The organism is Pseudomonas sp. 25 R 14 (assembly GCF_900004755.1).
Taxonomy (GTDB): domain Bacteria; phylum Pseudomonadota; class Gammaproteobacteria; order Pseudomonadales; family Pseudomonadaceae; genus Aquipseudomonas; species Aquipseudomonas brenneri.
Genome location: NZ_CVTS01000065.1, coordinates 1 through 21497, shown reverse-complemented (window position 1 = coordinate 21497; position 21497 = coordinate 1). Strand labels below are relative to the sequence as shown.

The 21497-nt window shown below is 60.0% G+C and carries 22 protein-coding genes; 11 read left to right on the top strand and 11 right to left on the bottom strand.

Features of this window, described 5'->3' with window-relative positions; all coding sequences use genetic code 11:
- The first annotated feature begins 8 nt into the window (after positions 1-8).
- From BFQ03_RS23365 to recX, 5 genes are all read left to right on the top strand, one after another.
- On the top strand, positions 9-557 hold the full coding sequence (locus tag BFQ03_RS23365; RefSeq protein WP_032858458.1) for a glycoside hydrolase family 19 protein: 549 nt from the start codon (positions 9-11) through the stop codon (positions 555-557).
- Complete coding sequence (locus BFQ03_RS23360; protein ID WP_032858395.1) at positions 548-1051, top strand: lysis system i-spanin subunit Rz; 504 nt, start codon at positions 548-550, stop codon at positions 1049-1051. Before BFQ03_RS23365 ends, BFQ03_RS23360 begins: the two co-directional genes overlap by 10 nt.
- Positions 1052-1132: 81 nt before the next feature.
- A complete protein-coding gene (locus BFQ03_RS23355; protein WP_032858393.1) occupies positions 1133-1633 on the top strand; it encodes a CinA family protein in 501 nt (166 codons plus the stop codon).
- An 83-nt stretch (positions 1634-1716) separates the two neighbouring features.
- Positions 1717-2775, top strand: a complete 1059-nt coding sequence (gene recA / locus BFQ03_RS23350) for a recombinase RecA (RefSeq protein WP_029295312.1) — start codon at positions 1717-1719, stop codon at positions 2773-2775.
- An 8-nt stretch (positions 2776-2783) separates the two neighbouring features.
- Complete coding sequence (gene recX / locus BFQ03_RS23345; protein WP_032858392.1) at positions 2784-3251, top strand: recombination regulator RecX; 468 nt, start codon at positions 2784-2786, stop codon at positions 3249-3251.
- A gap of 171 nt (positions 3252-3422) precedes the next feature.
- On the opposite strand, the gene BFQ03_RS23340 is transcribed toward recX, so the two are convergent.
- Together BFQ03_RS23340 and BFQ03_RS23335 are read right to left on the bottom strand one after the other, a co-directional pair.
- Positions 3423-4535: an LOG family protein gene (locus BFQ03_RS23340; RefSeq protein WP_032858390.1), complete on the bottom strand. Its 1113-nt coding sequence runs from the start codon at positions 4533-4535 to the stop codon at positions 3423-3425.
- A gap of 332 nt (positions 4536-4867) precedes the next feature.
- Positions 4868-5302: a PA3611 family quorum-sensing-regulated virulence factor gene (locus BFQ03_RS23335; protein WP_032858389.1), complete on the bottom strand. Its 435-nt coding sequence runs from the start codon at positions 5300-5302 to the stop codon at positions 4868-4870.
- 192 nt (positions 5303-5494) lie between these two features.
- Here BFQ03_RS23335 and BFQ03_RS23330 point away from each other — a divergent pair, with 192 nt between their 5' ends.
- The 3 genes from BFQ03_RS23330 (at position 5495) to BFQ03_RS23320 (ending at position 7455) form a co-directional block, all read left to right on the top strand.
- Complete coding sequence (locus BFQ03_RS23330; protein ID WP_065942654.1) at positions 5495-6205, top strand: tRNA-uridine aminocarboxypropyltransferase; 711 nt, start codon at positions 5495-5497, stop codon at positions 6203-6205.
- Between the two features lie 162 nt (positions 6206-6367).
- Positions 6368-7015, top strand: coding sequence for a response regulator transcription factor ErdR (gene erdR, locus BFQ03_RS23325; RefSeq protein WP_032858386.1), 648 nt, complete (start codon positions 6368-6370; stop codon positions 7013-7015).
- A 77-nt stretch (positions 7016-7092) separates the two neighbouring features.
- The gene (locus tag BFQ03_RS23320; RefSeq protein WP_032858385.1) at positions 7093-7455 is read left to right on the top strand and encodes a diacylglycerol kinase; all 363 of its coding nucleotides are present in this window, start codon (positions 7093-7095) and stop codon (positions 7453-7455) included.
- Here the strand turns inward: BFQ03_RS23320 and BFQ03_RS23315 are convergent.
- A complete protein-coding gene (locus BFQ03_RS23315) occupies positions 7452-8378 on the bottom strand; it encodes a LysR family transcriptional regulator (RefSeq protein WP_032858383.1) in 927 nt (308 codons plus the stop codon). The two genes, BFQ03_RS23320 and BFQ03_RS23315, sit on opposite strands and share 4 nt — an antisense overlap.
- A gap of 125 nt (positions 8379-8503) precedes the next feature.
- Between BFQ03_RS23315 and fpr the strand changes: the two genes are divergently transcribed.
- Complete coding sequence (gene fpr / locus BFQ03_RS23310) at positions 8504-9283, top strand: ferredoxin-NADP reductase (RefSeq protein ID WP_003172178.1); 780 nt, start codon at positions 8504-8506, stop codon at positions 9281-9283.
- A gap of 182 nt (positions 9284-9465) precedes the next feature.
- On the opposite strand, the gene tsaA is transcribed toward fpr, so the two are convergent.
- The 5 genes from tsaA to rimO all read right to left on the bottom strand — a co-directional run bounded on the left by tsaA (position 9466) and on the right by rimO (position 13413).
- Positions 9466-10161: a tRNA (N6-threonylcarbamoyladenosine(37)-N6)-methyltransferase TrmO gene (gene tsaA, locus BFQ03_RS23305; protein WP_032858381.1), complete on the bottom strand. Its 696-nt coding sequence runs from the start codon at positions 10159-10161 to the stop codon at positions 9466-9468.
- Between the two features lie 3 nt (positions 10162-10164).
- Positions 10165-10626, bottom strand: coding sequence for a YehS family protein (locus tag BFQ03_RS23300; protein ID WP_032858379.1), 462 nt, complete (start codon positions 10624-10626; stop codon positions 10165-10167).
- A gap of 66 nt (positions 10627-10692) precedes the next feature.
- A complete protein-coding gene (locus BFQ03_RS23295; protein ID WP_029295333.1) occupies positions 10693-11403 on the bottom strand; it encodes an rRNA pseudouridine synthase in 711 nt (236 codons plus the stop codon).
- Positions 11404-11510: 107 nt separating this feature from the next.
- Positions 11511-11981, bottom strand: a complete 471-nt coding sequence (locus BFQ03_RS23290) for a GNAT family N-acetyltransferase (RefSeq protein ID WP_032858377.1) — start codon at positions 11979-11981, stop codon at positions 11511-11513.
- A 103-nt stretch (positions 11982-12084) separates the two neighbouring features.
- Positions 12085-13413, bottom strand: coding sequence for a 30S ribosomal protein S12 methylthiotransferase RimO (gene rimO, locus BFQ03_RS23285; protein WP_174553310.1), 1329 nt, complete (start codon positions 13411-13413; stop codon positions 12085-12087).
- Between the two features lie 321 nt (positions 13414-13734).
- On the opposite strand from rimO, the gene BFQ03_RS23280 reads away from it, so the two are divergent.
- Together BFQ03_RS23280 and BFQ03_RS23275 are read left to right on the top strand one after the other, a co-directional pair.
- On the top strand, positions 13735-15636 hold the full coding sequence (locus BFQ03_RS23280; RefSeq protein WP_032862406.1) for a potassium transporter Kup: 1902 nt from the start codon (positions 13735-13737) through the stop codon (positions 15634-15636).
- Positions 15637-15822: 186 nt separating this feature from the next.
- Positions 15823-17097, top strand: a complete 1275-nt coding sequence (locus BFQ03_RS23275; protein WP_139115649.1) for an amidohydrolase family protein — start codon at positions 15823-15825, stop codon at positions 17095-17097.
- A 146-nt stretch (positions 17098-17243) separates the two neighbouring features.
- Here BFQ03_RS23275 and BFQ03_RS23270 read toward each other — a convergent pair whose 3' ends face one another.
- The 3 genes from BFQ03_RS23270 to BFQ03_RS30420 form a co-directional block, all read right to left on the bottom strand.
- Entirely contained in the window at positions 17244-18524 is a 1281-nt protein-coding gene (locus BFQ03_RS23270; RefSeq protein ID WP_065942657.1) for a virulence factor family protein, read from the bottom strand.
- A complete protein-coding gene (mprF, locus tag BFQ03_RS23265; RefSeq protein WP_065942658.1) occupies positions 18524-21166 on the bottom strand; it encodes a bifunctional lysylphosphatidylglycerol flippase/synthetase MprF in 2643 nt (880 codons plus the stop codon). Before mprF ends, BFQ03_RS23270 begins: the two co-directional genes overlap by 1 nt.
- A gap of 73 nt (positions 21167-21239) precedes the next feature.
- Positions 21240-21497 (bottom strand): hypothetical protein (locus BFQ03_RS30420; protein WP_204839933.1); only part of this gene is annotated, 258 nt, incomplete at its 5' end.

Sequence of the window (21497 nt, the reverse complement as noted above, 5' to 3'; positions counted from 1 at the left end):
CAAGGATGATGACACTTTCGCAACTGCAACAGATCCTGCCTAACGCCCGTGCCCAAGCGGGCGTTTTCATTTCGGCGCTCAACGCCGCCATGCTTCACCGACACATCACCGCACCCAAACGCATGGCCGCCTTTATTGCCCAGGTCGGTCACGAGTCCGGTGAGTTGCGCTACGTCCGGGAACTGGGCGGCGAGCAATACCTGAGCAAATACGACACCGGCACCCTGGCGGTACGCCTGGGCAACAGTCCCGAAGCCGACGGTGACGGTCAGAAATACCGCGGCCGTGGGCTGATCCAGATTACCGGGCGGCGCAATTACCTGGCCTGCAGTCGCGCGCTGTTTGGCGATGAACGCCTGCTGCATTTCCCCGAACTGCTGGAACAACCGCAATGGGCGGCCGAGTCCGCCGCCTGGTTCTGGCACAGCAATGGTTTGAATGAACTGGCGGATCAGGACCAATTCACCACCATCACTCGCCGTATCAATGGTGGCCTCAATGGGCTGGAGCATCGTCAGCAATTGTGGGCGCAGGCGAGGGCGGTGTTATGCAGTTGAGCTGGCGCATGCTGGCTGTTGCCTTGCTGATGGCCGTCCCGGCGGTGGCCAGTTGGCAGGTCCAGGCCTGGCGCCTTGGCCTTGAGTTCGAACGCCAGGCGGCGCGGCACTCAGAGCTGCTGAACCAGCAAAGCCAGGCAGCGCAGCGCCACTACCTGGCCGAACAAACCAGGCGCCAGGCATTGGAGCAACAGCTCGCCGCCAGCGATCAACAGCACACGCGGGAGTTGAGCGATGCACAACGTAACCAGGTTTATCTGCGCGACCGGCTGGCCACTACTGATGTGCGCCTGTCAGTCCTTCTCGACGCCGCCGATCCCGCCGCCGGCCACTCAATGCCAGCCACCGCCACCCGCAGCGTGGTTCATGGCGCCCCGCGAGGTCGACTTGACCCGGCGCATGCTCAGCGAATTATCGGCATCACCGATGCCGGCGATAACGGATTGATCGCGCTGCGGGCCTGCCAGGCGTATGTGCGGGCCATCACCCGGTAACCTGTTGCAGCTGTCTGCCGTTTGCGTGGCCGATGGGCTCCTGTAGGGTAGGCAAACCCCCGCACTTTCCTGGAGACGACCGTGAAGGAAATTACCCAACTCGCCGCCGAACTTGGCCGACGTTTGCAGGTGCTCAATGCCCACGTCACCACCGCCGAATCTTGCACCGGTGGCGGTATTGCCGAAGCCATCACACGGATTCCCGGGAGTTCGGCCTGGTTCGAGGCCGGTTATGTGACCTATTCCAATCGGCAGAAGACCCGCCAGCTCAATGTACCGGAAGGGCTGTTCCCCAAGGTCGGCGCCGTAAGCCGTGAAGTGGTCGAGGCCATGGCCAGGGGCGCCCAGGAAAAAAGCCTGGCGCGGTTTGCCGTGGCGGTCAGCGGTGTGGCAGGCCCCGATGGCGGCTCGCCGGACAAACCGGTGGGCACCGTATGGCTGGCCTGGGGGGTCGGTGACGAGGTTACGGCCGAGTGCCAGCACTTCCCTGGCAACCGTGACGAGGTCCGCCGACAAACGGTAAAAGCCGCATTAGAGGGGCTGTTGCGACGAGCTGCAGCAGAAATAGAAAATCAGGGGTAGGCGATCCCCGATCTTTATGGAACAATACTGTCTACTTATACAGGTGTTGGCCGTCAGGCCTTATTGATTACGTGAGGACTTTAATGGACGACAACAAGAAGAAAGCCTTGGCTGCGGCCCTGGGTCAGATCGAACGTCAATTCGGCAAGGGTGCCGTAATGCGTATGGGCGATCACGACCGTCAGGCGATCCCGGCTATTTCCACTGGCTCTCTGGGGCTGGACATCGCGCTCGGCATTGGCGGCCTGCCAAAAGGCCGTATCGTTGAGATCTACGGTCCGGAGTCTTCTGGTAAAACCACCCTGACCCTGTCGGTGATTGCCCAGGCACAGAAAATGGGCGCCACCTGCGCGTTCGTCGATGCCGAGCACGCCCTGGATCCTGAATACGCGGGCAAGCTGGGCGTCAATGTCGACGACCTGCTGGTTTCGCAGCCGGACACCGGCGAGCAAGCGTTGGAAATCACCGACATGCTGGTGCGTTCGAACGCCATCGACGTGATCGTGGTCGACTCCGTGGCGGCCCTGGTGCCGAAGGCCGAGATCGAAGGCGAAATGGGCGACATGCACGTCGGCCTGCAAGCCCGTCTGATGTCCCAGGCCCTGCGTAAGATCACCGGTAACATCAAGAACGCCAACTGCCTGGTGATCTTCATCAACCAGATCCGGATGAAAATCGGCGTGATGTTCGGCAGCCCGGAAACCACCACCGGTGGTAACGCGCTGAAGTTCTACGCTTCGGTTCGCCTGGACATCCGTCGTACTGGCGCGGTGAAGGAAGGTGACGAGGTTGTCGGTAGCGAAACCCGCGTCAAGGTTGTGAAGAACAAGGTAGCTCCGCCATTCCGTCAGGCCGAGTTCCAGATTCTCTACGGCAAGGGTATCTACCTGAACGGCGAGATGATCGACCTGGGCGTGCTGCACGGTTTTGTCGAGAAGTCCGGTGCCTGGTATGCCTACAACGGCAGCAAGATCGGTCAGGGCAAGGCCAACTCGGCCAAGTTCCTGCAGGACAACCCTGATATCGCGGCGACGCTTGAGAAGCAGATCCGCGACAAGCTGCTGACCCCGGCGCCAGACGTCAAGGCTGCAGCCAACCGCGAACCTGTTGATGACATGGCAGAAGCCGACGCTGATATCTGAGACCAGCGATGACCGTTGTACTCGATACGCTGGTTGCCGTACGGCGTACGGCAATGGACCTGCTCGCACGACGCGAGCATGGTCGGGTCGAGCTGACGCGTAAACTGCGTCAGCGTGGCGCCCCTCCCGAAATGATCGAAACAGCCCTCGACCGCTTGACGGAAGAGGGGCTGCTTTCGGAAGCCCGTTATCTCGAAAGTTTTGTTTCCTACCGCGCACGCTCGGGCTACGGGCCTGCGCGGATTCGCGAAGAGCTGAGCCAGCGAGGCTTGCAGCGTGCCGATATCGATCTGGCGCTGCGTGAGTGTGGCATCAGTTGGCAAACGCAACTGGAAGACACCTGGCGCCGTAAGTTTGCTGGCCATCTACCAATTGATGCCCGTGAACGCGCCAAGCAAGGGCGCTTTTTGAGCTATCGCGGATTTTCGATGGAGATGATCAGCCGCTTGTTGAGCGGTCGGGATCTGGATGACTGAAATGTGAGCGCTCCCTTGTAGGAGGCGGCTTGCCGGCGATAGCGGTGGGTCAGGTATCAATACCGTGGCAGATAGACCGCTATCGCTGGCAAGCCAGCTCCTACATGGATTTTGCGTTTATACAAAAAGGCCCGCTATGAAAATAGCGGGCCTTTTTTGCGTTTTACGGCATCACGCTGGCTCCGGCGTCACCCGTTGCTGTGCTTTACCCTGGGCTTGAGCCCAGTTTTCCGGCAAGTTGATGTAGTCCACCAACTCCCGCAGCCGGCCCTGATTACGACCGGTGAAGTTGAATACCAGTCGCGTCAGGTGGTTGAAGCGAGGCTCATCGTATTCCTCACCGGCATAGGCCAGTTGCTGGAAACCGTCGCTGAGCAACAGGTCTGCGAAGGCTGTTTGTATATGCGTCAACGCATGCTCGCTGAGAGGATGGTTCATGCGGACCACGAATTGACGTTTCAGCCAGCGGGTAGAGTGGAAGTTGGCATAGAACTGGTTGATTTCATGGACCGCCTCCTCGGCGCTATGCACCAGGCGCACCAATTTCAGGTCGGTGGGCAGGATGTAGCGGTTGGCCTCCAGTTGGTTGCGAATAAACTCCAGGGCGCCTTTCCAGAAACCGCCCCCCGGTTCATCCAGCAGTACCACGGGAACCAGCGGGCTCTTGCCGGTCTGGATCAGGGTCAAGACTTCCAGCGCTTCATCCAGGGTGCCGAAGCCGCCAGGGCACAGCACCAGCCCATCGGCTTCCTTGACGAAAAACAGTTTGCGGGTAAAGAAGAAGTGGAACGACAGCAGGTTTTCCGTGCCATCGATGGTCGGGTTGGCATGCTGTTCGAAGGGCAGGGTGATGTTGAACCCCAGGCTGTGTTCCAGGCCCGCGCCTTCGTGGGCGGCGGCCATGATGCCACCGCCACCACCGGTGATGACCATCAGGTCAGAACGGGCCAGGGCTGCGCCCACTTCCCGGGCCAGGGCATACAGGGGGCTTTCGACCGGGGTGCGGGCCGAACCGAATACCGTGACCTTGCGCCGGCCCTTGAACTGTTCGAGTACGCGGAAGGCATGGTCCAGCTCGCGTATGGCCTTCAAGGTGATCTTGGCATTCCAGCGGTCACGGTCGTCCTGGGCCATGCGCAGCACGGTGAGGATCATGTCGCGATACAGGGGAATGTTCGGGCTGCTGGGGGCAATCAGGTTGAGTTGCGCTTCGACCTGCTGGGCGAGGTCGGTCCCGTTGTCTGGAAAATGACGGGTGAGGAGGTCATTCGGTTGATCAGGCATTCAGCTTCTCCTTCGTTACAGAGCCCCGGCGTCTTGTTGCAGGCTGCTGACGGCGACGAAACAGGCTCTGTATGTTCCTTGTGATTAAAAACCTTTGCACTGCAAGTCACGCGAGGGCAACCCTTTTTTGCCCTGGAAATGTTACCGGATCACTCGATCATGACCCCCTAAAGTCTTGTCTGGCAATAACTTATTGGAGATGAAGGAGAGTGGTGGTGCAACTGTAGGAGCGAGCTTGCTCGCGAAGATCGTCATCGGTGACACGGGCAATCTGAATGAATGGGTTGCCCTGACGTTTTTCGCGAGCAGGCACGCGCCTGGAGGATGAAGGCTTACTTTTTCTTCTTGGCCGGGGCAGGGCAATCAGCCTCGACGAACTTGACCGACGCCACCGGGCGGTTGCTCTTGTTTTCGGTGATTTCGTAGCGCATCACGGCACCCTTGGCCATCAACTCGCGGTAGCCTTTGTTCAGGCAAACGCTTTGCCCCAACTGGAAATACACCGCCTTGGGGTTGGCGCGCATTTGCTCGGCACGTTCTGGTAATACGCTCAGGTGGTCAATCAACTGCATGCCTTCGACGGTGTAGGCCACTTCCAGGGTTTGTTCATCGATTTCCCTGGGCAGGTCTTTGTTGCTTTCCGCCGCGACGCTTTGCAGTTTCTTGTTCATTTGCAGCTCCACCAGGGAGGCTGCCTGGGCGCCCAGGGGCAATACCAGCGCCAGGGCGACGGTCGGGGCGGCAAGACGCAACATAAGACGCAGCATGAAACTCTCCTGATTCGGTTACTGGTCCATAGACCCGCCACTGCGCTGTGCGTTCAGTGGCGCGCGATTATAGGTGACCTGGAGCCGCGACGGCCAGGCGTATTGGCTGGGCAGCTCTGGTAAACTGCCGGCACTTTTGCCTGTCCCGAGTTTATCCGTGTCGATTTTCATCGCTCCACCCTGGCGCCCGCTATGAGTCACGCAGTCTTTCGCTTGCGTACCCAGCGCCTGGCCCGTGCCGTCAGCCCTTTTGTTGCTCGGGGCTCGCGTGCCGAACGTTGCCCCAGATGCCGGGTCATCCCCCAATACTGCCTGTGTGCATGGCGGCCAAAGGTTCAGGCCAGGTCGGCCATGTGCCTGTTGATGCACGACGTGGAGCCGATGAAACCCAGCAACACTGGCTGGCTGATAGCCGATGTCATCGAAGACACCAGCGCTTTCCCCTGGTCGCGCACGGCCGTCGAGCCAGAGCTGCTGACCCTGTTGGCCGACCCGCAATGGCAGCCTTATATCGTCTTTCCCGGCGAGTTCGTTGCACCGCAGCGAGTGGTCAACGAGGTCAGGGTGACGGACGGCAAACGCCCGTTGTTTATCCTGCTCGATGGTACCTGGAGCGAAGCGCGCAAGATGTTCCGCAAGAGCCCGTACCTGGAGCACCTGCCGGTACTGAGCCTGGAACCGGAGCAGTTATCGCGCTACAAGTTGCGTCGCTCCAAGCGCGATGACCACTTCTGCACCGCCGAAGTGGCCGCCTTGTGCCTGGAACTGGCCGAGGACCAGCAGGCCAGCGAAGTGCTGGATGCCTACCTGGATGTTTTCAGTACCCACTACCTGGCGGCCAAGTTCCAGTTGGCGCTGGACCCGACAGACAACGTGCATACGCGTCTTGCACCTTATCTGTAGGCATTCGGGGCCAGAGGACCTTTGCATGATGGCACTGCAGCGCCTGAGCCGGCTAAAATGCCATCAGGCGTAACTGTTCGTGACAGCCGCTGGCTGGCACCTCGTACGTTGGCGAGCACCGAACCCATCGGTGCTCCCATAAAAAACAGGATCATTTAATAAATGGCCACATACGAAATCCTGATTGCCGATGACCACCCTCTTTTCCGCAGCGCGCTGCACCAGGCCGTCACGCTGGGCCTGGGCCCGGATGTGCGCCTGGTTGAAGTGGGCAGCATCGCTGAGCTGGAAACCTGCCTGACCGACAAGACCGATTGGGACCTGGTGCTACTGGACCTGAATATGCCTGGCGCCTATGGGTTTTCCGGCCTGGTGCTGTTACGCGGGCAATACCCGCAGATTCCAGTGGTGATGGTGTCGGCCCAGGAAGAGGCAGACGTCGTCGTGCGCTCCCGCGAATTCGGGGCCAGTGGCTTTATCCCCAAGTCCAGCTCCATGGAGCAGATTCAAGCGGCAGTGCGTACGGTGTTGGACGGTGACGTCTCGTGGCCGCCCCAGGCATTTGAAGAAATCAATGTGTCCGCCGAAGCCAAGGCCGCCCAGGAAGGGCTCGCCAGCCTTACCCCGCAGCAGTTCCGTGTATTGACCATGGTCTGCGAAGGCTTGCTGAACAAGCAGATCGCCTATGAGCTGAGTGTGTCCGAGGCGACCATCAAGGCCCACGTTACCGCGATTTTCCGTAAGTTGGGCGTGCGCACCCGCACCCAGGCGGCGTTGCTGCTGCAACAACTTGAGTCAATTTCCCACTGATAGGGCGGCTCGATTCACGCTTTTTTGACCTGGCTTACTCTAGCTTCCCACCATCTTTTTGCGCAGTTGCCTACTCTATGTCGCCTTTCAAGGGTCAAACCGGTATCAAACGTATCTTCAACGCAGGGGGCTATTCCCTCGATGGCCTGCGTGCGGCTTTCACCGGCGAGGCGGCCTTTCGCCAGTTGGTGTTGCTCAACGTCATCCTGATTCCATTGAGCTTCTTCCTCAATGTCAGCCGCGTAGAGCGCGCACTGCTGATTGCGGTGTGCCTGCTGGCGTTGATTGTCGAGTTGCTCAACTCGGCCGTGGAAGCGGCGATCGACCGGATCTCCCTGGATCGCCACCCTTTGTCGAAAAACGCCAAGGACATGGGCAGCGCCGCGCAGTTCGTGGCATTGACCATGATTACCGTGGTGTGGGCCGTGATCCTGGTCTAAGCGATATTCGGCAGCACGATTTCGTCGCTGCGCTGCACCCCGGCGGTGAAGGCGCGGCACAGTTCGAGGAACTCGCGCATGGCCGAGGTCTGGTACTTCTGTTTATGCCAGATAAAGTAGAACTGCCGGGCCAGGTCCAGGTCCGGGGTTTCCACCGGCACCAGGCTGCCACGCCGGAACGCGTCCCGTAGCGCCAGGCGGGAAATGCAGCCAATCCCCAAACCAGACTCCACGGCCCGCTTGATGGCCTCGGTGTGCTCCAGTTCCAGCCGGATGTTCAGCGCACTGCGATGGTGGCGCATGGCTTGATCAAAGGTCAGGCGTGTCCCGGAGCCCTGTTCCCGCAGGATCCAGGCTTCATGGGTCAATTGCTCCATGGTCGCCTGGCCGCGCAGGGCCAGGGGATGCTGCGGTGCGCAGAACACTACCAGTTCATCCTCGACCCAGGTTTGCACCTCGATATCCGGGTGGCTGCAGTCGCCTTCGATTAGACCCAGATCAATTTCGTAATGCGCGACCTGATGCACGATATGCGCAGTGTTTTGTACATGCAGTTTCACCTGGCTCTCGGGATGCTGCTGCATGAAACTGCCGATCAGCAGCGTGGCCAGGTAATTGCCGATGGTCAGCGTGGCACCGACCGCCAGGGAACCGAAGCCGGACTTGCCGTTGAGCAGGTCCTCGATCTCCTTGGCCTGGTCCAGTAGCGCCACCGCCTGGGGCAGCAACTGATGGCCGAGGGCGTTGAGGCTCAAGCGTTTGCCGGCACGGTCGAATAATTGGCAGCTGGATTGGCGCTCCAGCTCGGTGATCGAGGTGCTGGCGGCGGATTGAGATAAGGCCAGAAGGCCAGCAGCGCGTGACACACTTTCCTGCTGGGCGACGGCGACGAAGACTTGCAGTTGACGGAGAGTAAATCGCATATCGATATAACCGATAACCCTTATCTTAATAATCCAGTTAACAGATATTGTCGCCGCCATTAGAATACTGTGCAATTGCGCACCTATCATTTTGGCGCAGACCTATTTCCAGGAGTTCCCCGTACATGAGCAACATGAACCACGAGCGTGTCCTCAGTGTTCATCACTGGAACGACACTCTGTTCAGCTTCAAGTGCACCCGCGATCCGGGCCTGCGCTTCGAGAACGGTCAGTTCGTGATGATCGGCCTGCAACAGCCCAATGGCCGCCCGCTCATGCGTGCTTACTCCATTGCCAGCCCGAACTGGGAAGAGCATCTGGAGTTCTTCAGCATCAAGGTCCCGGATGGCCCGCTGACTTCCCAGTTGCAGCACTTGAAGGAAGGCGACGAGATCATCATCAGCAAAAAACCGACTGGCACCCTGGTGCTGGACGATTTGAAACCGGGCAAGCACCTGTACCTGCTCAGCACCGGTACTGGCCTCGCTCCATTCATGAGCGTGATCCAGGACCCGGAAACCTACGAGCGCTTTGAGAAAGTGATCCTGTGCCACGGCGTGCGTTACGTCAACGAAGTCGCCTATCGCGAGTTCATCACCGAGCACCTGCCGCAGAACGAGTTCTTCGGCGAGGCGCTGCGTGAAAAACTGATCTACTACCCGACCGTGACCCGCGAGCCGTTCGAAAACGAAGGCCGCCTGACCGACCTGATGCGCAGCGGCAAGCTGTTCAGCGATATCGGCCTGCCGCCGATCAATCCTGAAGACGACCGCGCCATGCTGTGCGGTAGCCCAAGCATGTTGGATGAGACCAGTGAAGTGTTGAACAGCTTCGGCCTGAAGGTTTCGCCACGCATGCGTGAGCCGGGTGACTACCTGATCGAGCGTGCGTTCGTCGAGAAATAACCTCTGGTCACCTGTAGGAGCGAGCTTGCTCGCGAAAATCGTCAACGATAACGCGGTCATCCAGAGTTGACGCGTTGTCCTTGCGCTCTTCGCGAGCAAGCTCGCTCCTACAGGTAAATGCGTTTGCAAAGAAAAGCCCGCATTGCCTGTGAAGGCAGTGCGGGCTTTTTCATTTTTGCGATTTACTTCACCGCAACCACTTCAAGCACACAAATCATCCCCGCCTCGGGATAGTGCCAACGCACATCCACATCCCAGAACCGCACGCCATATTCGCGCTCCGGCCCAGGCGTCTGATACGCCGGCCGTGGATCCTGTGCCAGGCACTGTTCAATCAGCTCCACCAACGGTTCGCCAAGGCGCTGAGCGTGAGTGTGAGCCTGTTGCAGTGCGGTCTTCAGCCATTGCACGGGGATCAGCGCCGGTGCGGCACTGGCAATACTGTTGGTCGCGGTATCAATGATGTCGGCATACGGCACATACGGCTTGATGTCCAACACCGGCGTACCATCGAGCAGATCAATCCCGGAAATCCACAGCCGGCCCGGCTCCACCTTGTCCAGTTTCACCACCGACTGGCCAATCCCATTCGGGCGATGGGTCGCGCGGGTGGCAAATACGCCCATGGACGTGTTGCCCCCCAGGCGCGGCGGACGCACCTTCAACCGCGGTTTATCCTCCAGGGCCTGATGAAACAGAAACAGCAACCACACATGGCTGACCTGCTCCAGGCCTTGCACCGCCTCACCCTGGTCGAACGGCGCCACCAACTCCAGCACGCCCCGGGCGGCGGGTGCCAGTTGTGGCTGGCGCGGGATGGCGAACTTCTCCTTGAAGCAGGAGTGCACGAAGCCCACGGGCGAGACGTTGTAACTCATGGCTTAAGCACGAACTCGCAGCGTCAGCCCCTTGAGGAAATTACGCAGCAACTGGTCGCCACACGGGCGATAGTTGGTGTGGCCGAACTTGCGGAACAACGCGCTCAGCTCCGGCTTGGACACCGGGAACTCGGCCGCCTTGAGGATGGCGTGCATGTCGTCTTCCTTCAGTTCGAAGGCCACGCGCAGCTTCTTGAGGATGATGTTGTTGGTCACCGGGGTTTCGATCGGCTGCGGTGGACGGCTTTCGTCCTTGCCACGCTTGAAGATCACCAGGCCATCGAGGAAATGTGCCATGACCTCGTCCGGGCAGAACACAAAGCCTTCTTCCTCATCTTTCTTGAGGTAGGTCAGCAGGTCGTCCTTGGACACTTCCATGCCGCCGAGCTTGATGATCTCGACCATCTTGTTGTCGCTGATGTCGAGCATGTAGCGCACGCTGCGCAGTACGTCGTTGTGAATCATGGTGGGCAATCCTGGTATTCGACTGTAGACATCGCCCGGGCGGGCGATGTCGAGAGAGAGGGCGGCTTAGAACTTTTCTTTGCCGGACATGTAGCGCCATTGGCCGACCGGCACTTTGCCAATGGACACGCCGCCAATACGGATGCGGCGAATGGCCACAACCTTCAAGCCAATGGCTTCGCAGAACAGGGCAATGATGCCGGGCTGCGGGTTTTTCAGGGCAAAGCGCAGGCGGTTCTCGTTCTGCCAGCTGGCTTTGACCGCAGGCAATTCCTTGCCTTTGTACATCAGGCCGTGGGCGAGGCGGTTCAGGCCGTGCTCTGCCACGTCGCCTGCGACTTCAACCACATATTCCTGCTCGATCTTGGCGGCATCGGCCGTCAGCTTGCGCAGGATCTTCCAATCCTGGGTAAACACCAGTAGGCCGCTGGCCTTGGCTTGCAGGTCGGCGCTGGCGGTCAGGCGCAGGAAGTGGCCTTTGAGCGGGCGCTTGCTGAAGCGGTGTTCTTCTGACAGCGTCTCGGCGCTCAGGGACTGCATCGCGCTGTCGACATCCACACCTGCCGGCGCATGAAATAGGATAGTCACCGGCTCTGGAGCCGTGGCCTTGGCCTCGGGATCAAGTTCGACTTTTTGTGTCGTGACCTTGAACTGCGGCTCATCGATCACTTCGCCATCCACCGAGACCCAGCCGCCTTCGATAAACAGCTCGGCCTCCCGACGGGAGCAACCGACCAGTTCGATAAGGCGTTTGGAGAGGCGTATGGGGTCAGTCATGACAAGGGCCGTAACAAAAGGGGGCAGCTATTGTACCTGCCTGGCGCCGGTTAATCCCGGCCCCATTTCGCTGCTGTTGCTTTTTGTGGGAGCTGGCTTGGGTTGTATCAGCCGCTGCGTGTTTGCTGGGCCTGGCGCAAACGCATATGCAGCAAGGGATAGGGTTGGCCCATGCCGTCATGCTCGGTGCGCCCGATCACTTCAAAGCCCTGTTTAAGGTAGAAGCCCAGGGCCTGCGGGTTCTGTTCGTTGACGTCCAGTTCCTCGGCATTCATCGACTCAATGGCATAGCGCAATAATTGCCGCCCCAGGCCCTGGCCTCGGTACTGCGGATCGATGAACAGCATCTCGACCTTGCCTGCCGCGACGCCGGCAAAGCCGGTGATACGCTGGCGCGTGTCCTTGGTGCAGATCAGCATCACGGCATCCAGGTAGCGCGTGAGCACCAGGTTTCTCAGGCGCTCGATGTAACTTTGCGGCAAGAAGTCATGGGTGGCCCGCACCGATGCCTCCCAGATCCGGGTCAGCTCCTGATAGTCGCTGGGTTTGGGGGTGTGGATAACCGAGTGCTGGCCCATGCCCGCTGCTCCTTGCTGCTTGTTGGCGGTAATGGGGCAAACGATAGACCTAAAAAAGCCCCGCATCTTGTCCAGAAGCAGGGCTTTTTCAATTTTTTACAGCTTAGTCGCGTTTTTGCGCCCAGAGATCGTACTCGTCGGCGTCCGTGACCGTGCACCAGACTTTGTCGCCCGGCTTGAGGCCGCTGGCATCGTCGATGAATACGTTACCGTCGATTTCCGGAGCGTCGAAGAAGCAGCGGCCGACCGCGCCTTGCTCGTCCACTTCGTCGATCAGCACTTCGATTTCCTTGCCGATGCGCAGTTGCAGGCGTGCGGAGCTGATGGCCTGTTGATGGGCCATGAAGCGCTCCCAACGGTCCTGCTTGACGTCATCCGGCACCACGGCCAGGTCCAGCAGGTTGGCCGGCGCACCTTCCACTGGCGAGTACTGGAAGCAGCCAACGCGGTCCAGTTGGGCTTCGGTCAGCCAATCCAGCAGGTACTGGAAGTCTTCCTCGGTTTCGCCAGGGAAGCCGACGATGAATGTCGAGCGGATGATCAGCTCAGGGCAGATCTGGCGCCAGTTCTTGATCCGCGCCAGGGTCTTGTCTTCAAACGCCGGGCGTTTCATGGCCTTGAGCACTTTCGGGCTGGCGTGCTGGAACGGGATGTCCAGGTACGGCAGGATCTTGCCGGCGGCCATCAGCGGGATCAACTCGTCCACGTGCGGGTACGGGTAGACGTAGTGCAGGCGCACCCACACACCCAGGCTGCTCAAGGCTTCGCAGAGTTCGGTCATGCGGGTTTTCACTGGCGCGCCGTTCCAGAAACCGGTGCGGTACTTCACGTCGACGCCGTAGGCGCTGGTGTCCTGGGAGATCACCAGCAGCTCCTTGACGCCAGACTTGACCAGGCGCTGGGCCTCGTCCAGCACATCGCCCACCGGGCGGCTGACCAGCTTGCCACGCATCGACGGAATGATGCAGAAGCTGCAGCTGTGGTTGCAGCCTTCGGAAATTTTCAGGTAAGCGTAATGACGCGGGGTCAGCTTGATGCCTTGCGGCGGCACCAGGTCGATCAGCGGGTTGTGGTCCTGGCGCGGTGGCACCACTTGGTGTACGGCATTGACCACCTGCTCGTACTGCTGCGGGCCGGTTACGGCCAGCACGCTTGGGTGCACGTTGCGGATATTGCCTTCTTCCACGCCCATGCAGCCGGTGACGATGACCTTGCCGTTTTCCTTGATGGCTTCGCCGATCACTTCCAAAGACTCGGCCTTGGCCGAGTCAATGAAGCCACAGGTGTTGACCACCACCACGTCGGCGTCCTGGTAGGTGGACACGACATCGTACCCTTCCATGCGCAGTTGGGTGAGGATGCGCTCGGAGTCGACCAGAGCTTTCGGGCAACCCAGGGAAACAAAGCCAACCTTTGGGTTGGCTTTTGCGATGGTGGTGGACATGTCTAACCTCGGTATTGAATGACGCCGCCAGTCGGGCACGACAGGGCTGCGGACGGGCACTTGATGTGCCTCTGATCAAAAAGTGCGCAATTCTATCGACGGGAAACGCGCTTGACCAGCTTTATGCAGGGAAATACGACGAGTGCTGCGCTATGCTTCGCGCCGTTGCACCAAGAGTAAGTCCGTAGTCAACAAATAGTCTGTTACTAGAAGTACGGTGGCACATACTGTGTATAGCTTGGCTTTGGGCTTAAGTGTATAGCTGTGCGGTTTATAAAAGACCTCAGGTCAAAAGGTCAGGAGCGGTTGATGGGTCAGGCAAGTGGTCAGGCAACAGGCGTCGAACATTCCACGGCAAAGCCGATTGGTATGCTGGTGGCGGCGGTCGGGGTCGTCTATGGCGATATCGGTACCAGCCCGCTCTACACCCTTAAAGAGGTGTTTTCTGGCAATTATGGGGTGCAGGTCAATCATGACGGCGTGCTGGGAATCCTGGCGCTGATCTTTTGGTCGTTGATCTGGGTGGTTTCAATCAAATACGTGCTGTTTGTGTTGCGCGCCGACAACCAGGGTGAAGGTGGCATCATGGCACTCACCGCCTTGGCCCGACGAGCGGCAGGCAATCACCCGCGATTGCGCAGTTTCCTGGTGGTGTGCGGTCTGTGCGGCGCGGCGCTGTTCTATGGTGACAGCATGATCACCCCGGCGATTTCGGTGCTATCGGCCATCGAAGGTCTGGAGCTGGCGTTCGACGGCCTGGAGCATTGGGTCGTGCCCTTGGCGCTGGTGGTGCTGGTGGCACTGTTCCTGATCCAGAAACACGGCACCGACCGTATCGGCAAGCTATTCGGGCCGGTGATGGTCACCTGGTTCCTGGTATTGGGCGGCCTGGGTGTTTGCGGGATCATCCAGCGGCCCGAAGTGCTCAACGCGATGAACCCGATGTGGGGCGTGCGTTTCTTCATGGTCCATCCGGGCATTGGCGTGGCGATTCTCGGCGCCGTGGTGCTGGCGCTGACTGGTGCCGAGGCGTTGTATGCCGACATGGGCCATTTCGGCCGCAAACCCATTGCCCGTGCCTGGTTCATCCTGGTGCTGCCAGCCCTGGTGCTCAACTATTTCGGCCAGGGTGCGATGTTGCTGGGCGACCCCGAAGCCGCCCGCAACCCGTTCTACCTGTTGGCGCCAAGCTGGGCACTGTTGCCGCTGGTGGGCTTGTCCACGCTGGCGACGGTGATCGCTTCCCAGGCGGTGATTTCCGGTGCGTTCTCGTTGACGCGCCAGGCGATCCAGCTCGGCTACATCCCGCGCATGCATATCCAGCACACCTCCAGCGCCGAACAGGGCCAGATCTACATTGGCGCGGTGAACTGGTCGCTGATGGTCGGAGTGATCCTGCTGGTGCTGGGCTTCGAGTCTTCGGGCGCCCTGGCCTCGGCTTACGGGGTGGCGGTGACTGGGACCATGCTGATGACCACCATCCTGGTCTCCGCCGTGATGCTGCTGTTGTGGAAGTGGCCGCCGGTATTGGCAGTGCCTGTGTTGCTGGGCTTTTTGCTGGTGGATGGCCTGTTCTTTGCGGCCAACGTACCGAAGGTGGTCCAGGGTGGTGCGTTCCCGGTGTTGGCGGGGATCGTGCTGTTTGTGCTGATGACCACCTGGAAGCGCGGCAAGCAATTGCTGGTGGAGCGCCTGGACGAGGGCGGCCTGCCGCTGCCGATCTTTATCAGCAGCATTCGCGTGCAGCCGCCCCATCGCGTCCAGGGTACGGCGGTGTTCCTTACCGCCCGCCCGGACGCGGTGCCCCACGCCTTGCTGCATAACCTGCTGCACAATCAGGTGCTGCACGAACAGGTGGTGCTGCTGACGGTGATCTATGAGGACATCCCGCGCGTCCCGGCCCAGCGGCGCTTTGAGGTGGACGCTTATGGTGACGGCTTCTTCCGGGTGATCTTGCACTTTGGCTTTACCGACGAGCCGGACGTGCCCGAAGCCCTGAAGCTGTGCCACTTGGATGACCTGGACTTCAGCCCGATGCGCACCACCTACTTCCTCAGCCGCGAGACGGTCATTGCCTCCAAGCTCGAAGGCATGGCGCGCTGGCGCGAAGGGTTGTTCGCCTTCATGCTGAAGAACGCCAACGGCAACCTGCGCTTCTTCAAGTTGCCGGTAAACCGGGTGATTGAGTTGGGGACCCAAGTAGAAATGTAGACCCGGTTGAAAATAAAACCGCGATGGGCTGTATGCCATCGCGGTTTTTTTTGGCCTGTCGATTTGTACGGTGAAGTCACTGCCTTTCACATCCGGCCTGTTGAAACCGGGGGGTGTGCTAACGTCTTTTTACCCAAGTTTGCCGTCTGGCCCATAAGGATCAACTCACTACAGGGAAAGCCAAAGATGAAACGCGCACTCTCAGGATTGGTGTCAGGCATCACTCTTTTAGTCGTAGGTTGTTCGTCCAGCACCATTGATATACCTCCTGTCGCTCCCCAGGCACTGCAGTTTGCCGACTCACACTTCCATCCTTCCAATTACGCCTATCAGGGTGTTTCACTCAAGTCATTGTTGTCGGATTACTTATCGGCCAGCGTGGTCCGTTCGGTGGTGATGCCGCTGCCGTTGCAGCAGCGCTGGGACAGTTTTGAAAACTATCAGGTGACGGATACGTCCGGCCGTTTGTATGGCGCCAACTACTACATCGGCCCCAAGGCTGACTTGTACTATTACGCCTTCGCAGACGCGATGTATGCCCGGGAGTACCTGCAGTTGTCAGCGGCGGATCAGGGGCGATTGGACCTCATGATTACCGGCTTCAACCCCATGGATCGTTATGGGGCCCAGCACATCAAGCGGGTACTGCTGACCTTCCCGGGGGCTTTTGCCGGTATCGGTGAGTTCACGGTGCATAAGGAACTGGTGTCACGCAAGATCGCCGGCGAGACCATCCGCAGCACAGCCACCGTGCCGCTGCCCCCCGACCTCGATAAGAAAGGCACGATGTCGCTGTATGCGCAGTCCCTGGCAGACGTGTTGAAGGTGGCCGAGGAGACCGGCCTGGTGGTGACGCTGCACAACGACCTGTATCAGACGGAGGTCAATTATGACGGCACGGTGGAAGATGTTTTCCCTGGCAGGACCTACGAAGCTGCACTGAAGCATTTGTGCAGTACCGCGCCCAAGGCCTCGGTGATCTGGGCCCACACTGGGCTGGGACGCTACGTAAAGCCGACTTCCAGCCACTTGAAAACCGTTGCCCGGATCCTGGATAGCTGTCCTGCATGGGTGGTGGACATTTCTTGGGATCTGGTCCAGGAAAACATTATTCACCCAGGACCAGGCATGCCGCCCGTCAACGAGTGGATCGGCTTTTTCAATCAGTACAGCAGCCGGGTGTTATGGGGCTCCGACACCGTGATGTTCAGCAAGAACACACTTGAATTGCCGGATAAGGTCGTGCCTGGCCAGCGTCTCACGGTCGAGCAATACCTGGCACTTCCCGAGTTGCTGCGACCGCTGTTCAGTCGGCTGCGGCCTGATGTCGCGGAAAAAATCAGCTACGGCAACTATGTGCGATTGTTTGATGACGCGCGGCGTAAGGTGCGAGCCTGGGAGGCCAGCCATGCGCAGGATGATGTGTGGGATCTTTCCGGACCATCCGCAGCGGTGCGCTGAAACCTGCAAAAAGCCCCCGTTGCCTTTGCGCCAGCGGGGGCTTTTTGTCGCACGCACTATTTGATCTGCAATGCAATCAACTGCAGGGACTGGTCCACCGCTATCGCAGGCAAGCCAGCTCCCACATTGACCGAGTTCAGCAGGAGTTATTCGGCCTTGGCCTGGCGCTTCTCGATGATATCCACCAGGCGCTTGGCCAGTGCCGGGTAGTTTTCGTCGAAGTGATGGCCACCCGGTAGCTTCATGGCTTCACCCACGGCGGTCTTGTCGGTGCAGCCACTCTCGTCGACTTCTTCCTCGCCGTAGATGCACACCACTTTAGCGGCTGGCAGCTTGGCCATTTCCGGGCCAGTGGCTGCTTCCTTGCCAGCATTGCCCAGCCAGCCTTCCACTTCGATCTCAAAGCTGCCAGTGCGGGCAAAGGCCAGCAGGATAATTGCGTCGACCCGCTGCTGCTCGGCTTCCGGCAGGCGGTTGTAGATGGCCGGCAACACATCGGCACCGAACGAATAGCCGGTCAGCACAAAGCGCTTGGTGCCCCATTTCTGCCGATAGTGCTGCATCAGCTCGGTCAGGTCCTTGGCGCTCTGCTCCGGGCTTTTGTGCTGCCAGTAGTAGCGCAGGGTGTCGATGCCGACCACCGGATAACCGATCTTGGCCATCTCGCCGGCCACGTCGCGGTCCAGGTCACGCCAGCCGCCGTCGCCAGAGAGGAACAGGGTCACGGTGTCCTTGGCCTGGCCGGCGGGTACTTCAACCACCGGGATCGCCAGGCCGCCATTGTCCGAACCTACCAGTTGCTTGCGCAGTTCGTTGTTCAGCACCTGCGGGTAGTTGATGTCGTAGTCGCTGATGCTGGTGGTGGCACGCGGGGTGTCGCGTACGAAACTGGCGCTTTCGTCGTCAGGGTTATCGTTCCAGGCCACCAGCCAGTTGCCGTGGGCAGCGGTCTTGGGCAGCGGGTCTTTGCAACCTTCCTGGACCAGGGCGAAGCCCACGGAGATGGCATTAGCCTTGTCGTCGTTCTGCGTCGCCAGCCAGCGCCAGGCGAGTGCCGCGCCAGGGCCGATGCCGCTGACCAGGGTGGCCGGGCCTTTGAGCTGGCTTAGTGCTGCTTGCAGGGCTTGTTCCTGCAGTTTGCAGTCGTCCTTGGGCAGGATCACTTGCACGATCTGCGCAGCGCCGCCCTTGCTCAGGGCAATCAGTTGGCTGTCGCTCAGGCTGGCATCGGCCATTACGGCCACCGCTACGCGGGCCTTGGTGGTGGTGCCAGGCGTCACACGGGTCATGGTCGAGCCGTCGGCCTGGGGCAGTTGTTCCAGGGTCGGTTGAGGGGCGGGGCGATTCCAGTACCAGTAGCCGCCACCGAGGATCAGGGCCAGCACCACCAGACTTGCCAATACATACCGCCAGGAGCGTCGAATCATCAGCGTTTCACCAATCCAGTCAAGCCGCCCGCGATCAGGGCGGCGGTATCGGCCAGTGCCACCAGCGGATCAAGTCCTGCGGGCACGGCCATGTAACGAGGTTCCCAGTCAGGCTGGAACTTGTCTTTGAAGCGGCGCAAACCTTGGAAGTTATACAGTTGCTCGCCACGTCGGAACACCATCGAGCCCAGGCGCTGGGTCAGCGGTGCACCACGGCGTGGTTGCAGGCCCGACAGCGGCACCATGCCGAGGCTGAAGCGTGCATAGTTGTGGCTTTTATAGTGCTGGATCAAGCCAACCATCATGAACTCCATGGTCAGCTTTGGCGCATCAGGGTGCGCGCGCATCAGGTCGAGACTGGCCAGGTCATGGCTGTAGGTCTCCAGCAGATTGGCGAAGGCCACCGGCTGCCCTTCGAAGCGAATCACCGCAATGCGAAAATGCTTGAGGTATTCGTCGCTGAAACGTCCCAGGGAGAAGCCTTTTTCGCGCACGTTCTTACCGGTCAGCCAGGCATCGGAGATGATTTTCAGCGCGTCCATCGGTGCCTGGCCCGGTTCGAAAATCTCCAGGGATAGGCCGTCTCGGGTCCCGCGGTTCCAGGTGTAGCGTAAATCCTTCATCTCCTTGCCCTTGGCTTCCAGGTCGAAGCGCTTGAGATCGACCCGGGCTTCTTCACCCAGCTTGATCGCGGTCAGGCCGATGTCCATATAGAAGGGCAGGTTCTCTGCGCGCACCTGGTAGAACACCGGGCGGGCGTGATGAATGTCGCAGAGGTCGCGGAACTGCCAGATCATCTCGGCCCGTGGCTGGGTCGGACCGATCGGGTCGTACAGGGCCACCAGGCTGCGGCCACGCCGGGCATACATCAGGAACGCTTCATCGTTGGGGTGAAACAGCAGGGCCTTGTCGCCGGTCAGTGCCAGGCCACCATCGGGTTGCGACGAGGCCATCAGGATCCTGGTGGCGCGCTCCAGTTCATCGGCGGTCGGCAGGTGGATCACCGGGCGTGCGGTGCGCAGCAGCCAGGTCAGCGACACGATCACCAGCAGCACGGCAGCCCCCAGCAGTGAGCGCAGGCCACGCGGGGCGTTGGCGTCGAGGGTGAATTGCCACCACAGTTGATGGCTGTAAGGCACATCCTGATAGGCAAACAACAGCAGCCAGATCGAGGCCCCCAGCACACAGACGCTGGCCACCAGGTACAGCGGCGAGAAGGGCAGCTCGGTCAGGCGGCTGGCGCGGTAGAACGAGCGCCGGAAGATTGCCAGCAGCACCGCGGTTGTGGTCATCAGGCTGGCTTCTTCCCAATCGAAGCCTTTGAGCAGTGAGAGCAGGGCGCCGACCAGCAACAGCACCATGGTCAGCATCCAGGCTGCCGACAGGCGCCGGCGCAGGCCCTGGGCCAGCAACAGGCACAGCACGCCGATCAGGCTGGCACCAAAGTGCGAGGCGTCAATCAGGCGGTGGGGGATCAGGAAGCCGATGTTTTCCAGGCGCGAGTCGATTTCCGGGGTGGCGCCGGAGAACAGCAGCACCACCCCGGACAAAAAAACCAGCACGGCCAATACCGGTGCTGCGAGGCCCGAGGCCACCCGCAGGCTCTGCTGGGTCTGGAACAGGCGCTGGGCTTCGTTGATCAGCAGGAAGATGCACGCGATCAACAACGGCAGTACCACGTAGATCATGCGGTACAGCAGCAGGGCGGCGGCCAGTGGTGCGGCGCCGAGCTTATCGGCAAAGGCGGCCAGCAGAATCGCTTCGAACACGCCGACACCGCCCGGCACATGGCTGAGTACACCCGCTGCAAGTGCCAGCAGGTACACCAGCAGGAACGGGCCAAACGGTGGGGCTTCCGGCAGCAGTATATAGAGAACGGTAGCGGCGGCAGCTACGTCCAGGGCGGTGATGATCAGTTGCAGAAAGGTCAGGCGGCGTCCAGGCAGGCGCAAGGTACGACGGCCGACCTTGACCAGCAGGTTGTCGGGGTAAGGCTGCTCTGGCAGGCGGCGGCGGTAAATCCCGATGCATAGCGCGGCTGAGAGCAGCAGCACTGCGCCCGCGATCCCGCCGAGCAGCGTGGCCGGCAGGTGCAGCGCGTTGGAGGCGGCTGGCAGGTTGCTCAAGGTTGCCAGTGCGGCGAGCGGCGGCAGTGCGCAGCCCAGGGCCAGGCTGGCAAACACGGTCATATGGGCCACTTCCGAGGCCCCGATACCGTGCCGTGCATAGAGGCGATAACGCACTGATCCACCGGACAGCATCGACAGACCGATCGCATTGCCAATGGCGAACGCGGTAAAGCCGCCGTAGGCCAAAGTCTTGGCCGGCAGTTTTACCCCGGCGTAGCGCGCGCCGGAAAATTCGTAGCCCAATAGAATAATGAACCCGGCGATCGCGGCGGCGAAGGCGCCCAGCAAGGAGGGTTTTGGTACTTCCAGGATCGAGTCGTGGAGGGCGTACAGATCCAGCTCAAGCAGCAGGTGGCGGCAGGCGATCAGGGCAATTGCAAACAGCAGCAACGTGACTGCCAGCCCAATGGGTTGACGATACTTGCTCAACAGATCCAGCCAGCGCAGGCGGGCGGGGGCGATCGGTTGTGTGGCTGTGACAGTGTCTTGTGGTTCAGACGAATTGGCGCGCATCAATCACCTCGTGGATTGTGCGCGACAGGATGGGGGTATCCAGCCAAGTTACCAATCCCTATGTACAAAATAATTACAAATAGTAACGCGGATTGCCGGGGCCGGCGACAGCGTCCATTAGTCGCGCAAGGGCGTGCTCGACACTTGAGCATAGCCTGCAAATGGATGGACTCCGAAACCCATGCGCGGTTTCATGAAAGATGCCATGCCATTGTTTCAAAAGAACTTTTTTAGCGGGCACAAAAAAGGCCACTCTTTCGAGTAGCCTTTTTTGATGTTTGGTTGCGGGAGCCGGATTTGAACCGACGACCTTCGGGTTATGAGCCCGACG

Bases quoted from the DNA above. Each gene is read 5' to 3' on its own strand.
- BFQ03_RS23365 (WP_032858458.1), top strand. From the start codon at position 9: ATGACACTTTCGCAACTGCAACAGATCCTGCCTAACGCCCGTGCCCAA.
- BFQ03_RS23360 (WP_032858395.1), top strand. From the start codon at position 548: ATGCAGTTGAGCTGGCGCATGCTGGCTGTTGCCTTGCTGATGGCCGTC.
- recA (WP_029295312.1), top strand. From the start codon at position 1,717: ATGGACGACAACAAGAAGAAAGCCTTGGCTGCGGCCCTGGGTCAGATC.
- recX (WP_032858392.1), top strand. From the start codon at position 2,784: ATGACCGTTGTACTCGATACGCTGGTTGCCGTACGGCGTACGGCAATG.
- BFQ03_RS23340 (WP_032858390.1), bottom strand. From the start codon at position 4,535: ATGCCTGATCAACCGAATGACCTCCTCACCCGTCATTTTCCAGACAAC.
- BFQ03_RS23335 (WP_032858389.1), bottom strand. From the start codon at position 5,302: ATGCTGCGTCTTATGTTGCGTCTTGCCGCCCCGACCGTCGCCCTGGCG.
- BFQ03_RS23330 (WP_065942654.1), top strand. From the start codon at position 5,495: ATGAGTCACGCAGTCTTTCGCTTGCGTACCCAGCGCCTGGCCCGTGCC.
- erdR (WP_032858386.1), top strand. From the start codon at position 6,368: ATGGCCACATACGAAATCCTGATTGCCGATGACCACCCTCTTTTCCGC.
- BFQ03_RS23320 (WP_032858385.1), top strand. From the start codon at position 7,093: ATGTCGCCTTTCAAGGGTCAAACCGGTATCAAACGTATCTTCAACGCA.
- BFQ03_RS23315 (WP_032858383.1), bottom strand. From the start codon at position 8,378: ATGCGATTTACTCTCCGTCAACTGCAAGTCTTCGTCGCCGTCGCCCAG.
- fpr (WP_003172178.1), top strand. From the start codon at position 8,504: ATGAGCAACATGAACCACGAGCGTGTCCTCAGTGTTCATCACTGGAAC.
- tsaA (WP_032858381.1), bottom strand. From the start codon at position 10,161: ATGAGTTACAACGTCTCGCCCGTGGGCTTCGTGCACTCCTGCTTCAAG.
- BFQ03_RS23300 (WP_032858379.1), bottom strand. From the start codon at position 10,626: ATGATTCACAACGACGTACTGCGCAGCGTGCGCTACATGCTCGACATC.
- BFQ03_RS23295 (WP_029295333.1), bottom strand. From the start codon at position 11,403: ATGACTGACCCCATACGCCTCTCCAAACGCCTTATCGAACTGGTCGGT.
- BFQ03_RS23290 (WP_032858377.1), bottom strand. From the start codon at position 11,981: ATGGGCCAGCACTCGGTTATCCACACCCCCAAACCCAGCGACTATCAG.
- BFQ03_RS23280 (WP_032862406.1), top strand. From the start codon at position 13,735: ATGGGTCAGGCAAGTGGTCAGGCAACAGGCGTCGAACATTCCACGGCA.
- BFQ03_RS23275 (WP_139115649.1), top strand. From the start codon at position 15,823: ATGAAACGCGCACTCTCAGGATTGGTGTCAGGCATCACTCTTTTAGTC.
- BFQ03_RS23270 (WP_065942657.1), bottom strand. From the start codon at position 18,524: ATGATTCGACGCTCCTGGCGGTATGTATTGGCAAGTCTGGTGGTGCTG.
- mprF (WP_065942658.1), bottom strand. From the start codon at position 21,166: ATGCGCGCCAATTCGTCTGAACCACAAGACACTGTCACAGCCACACAA.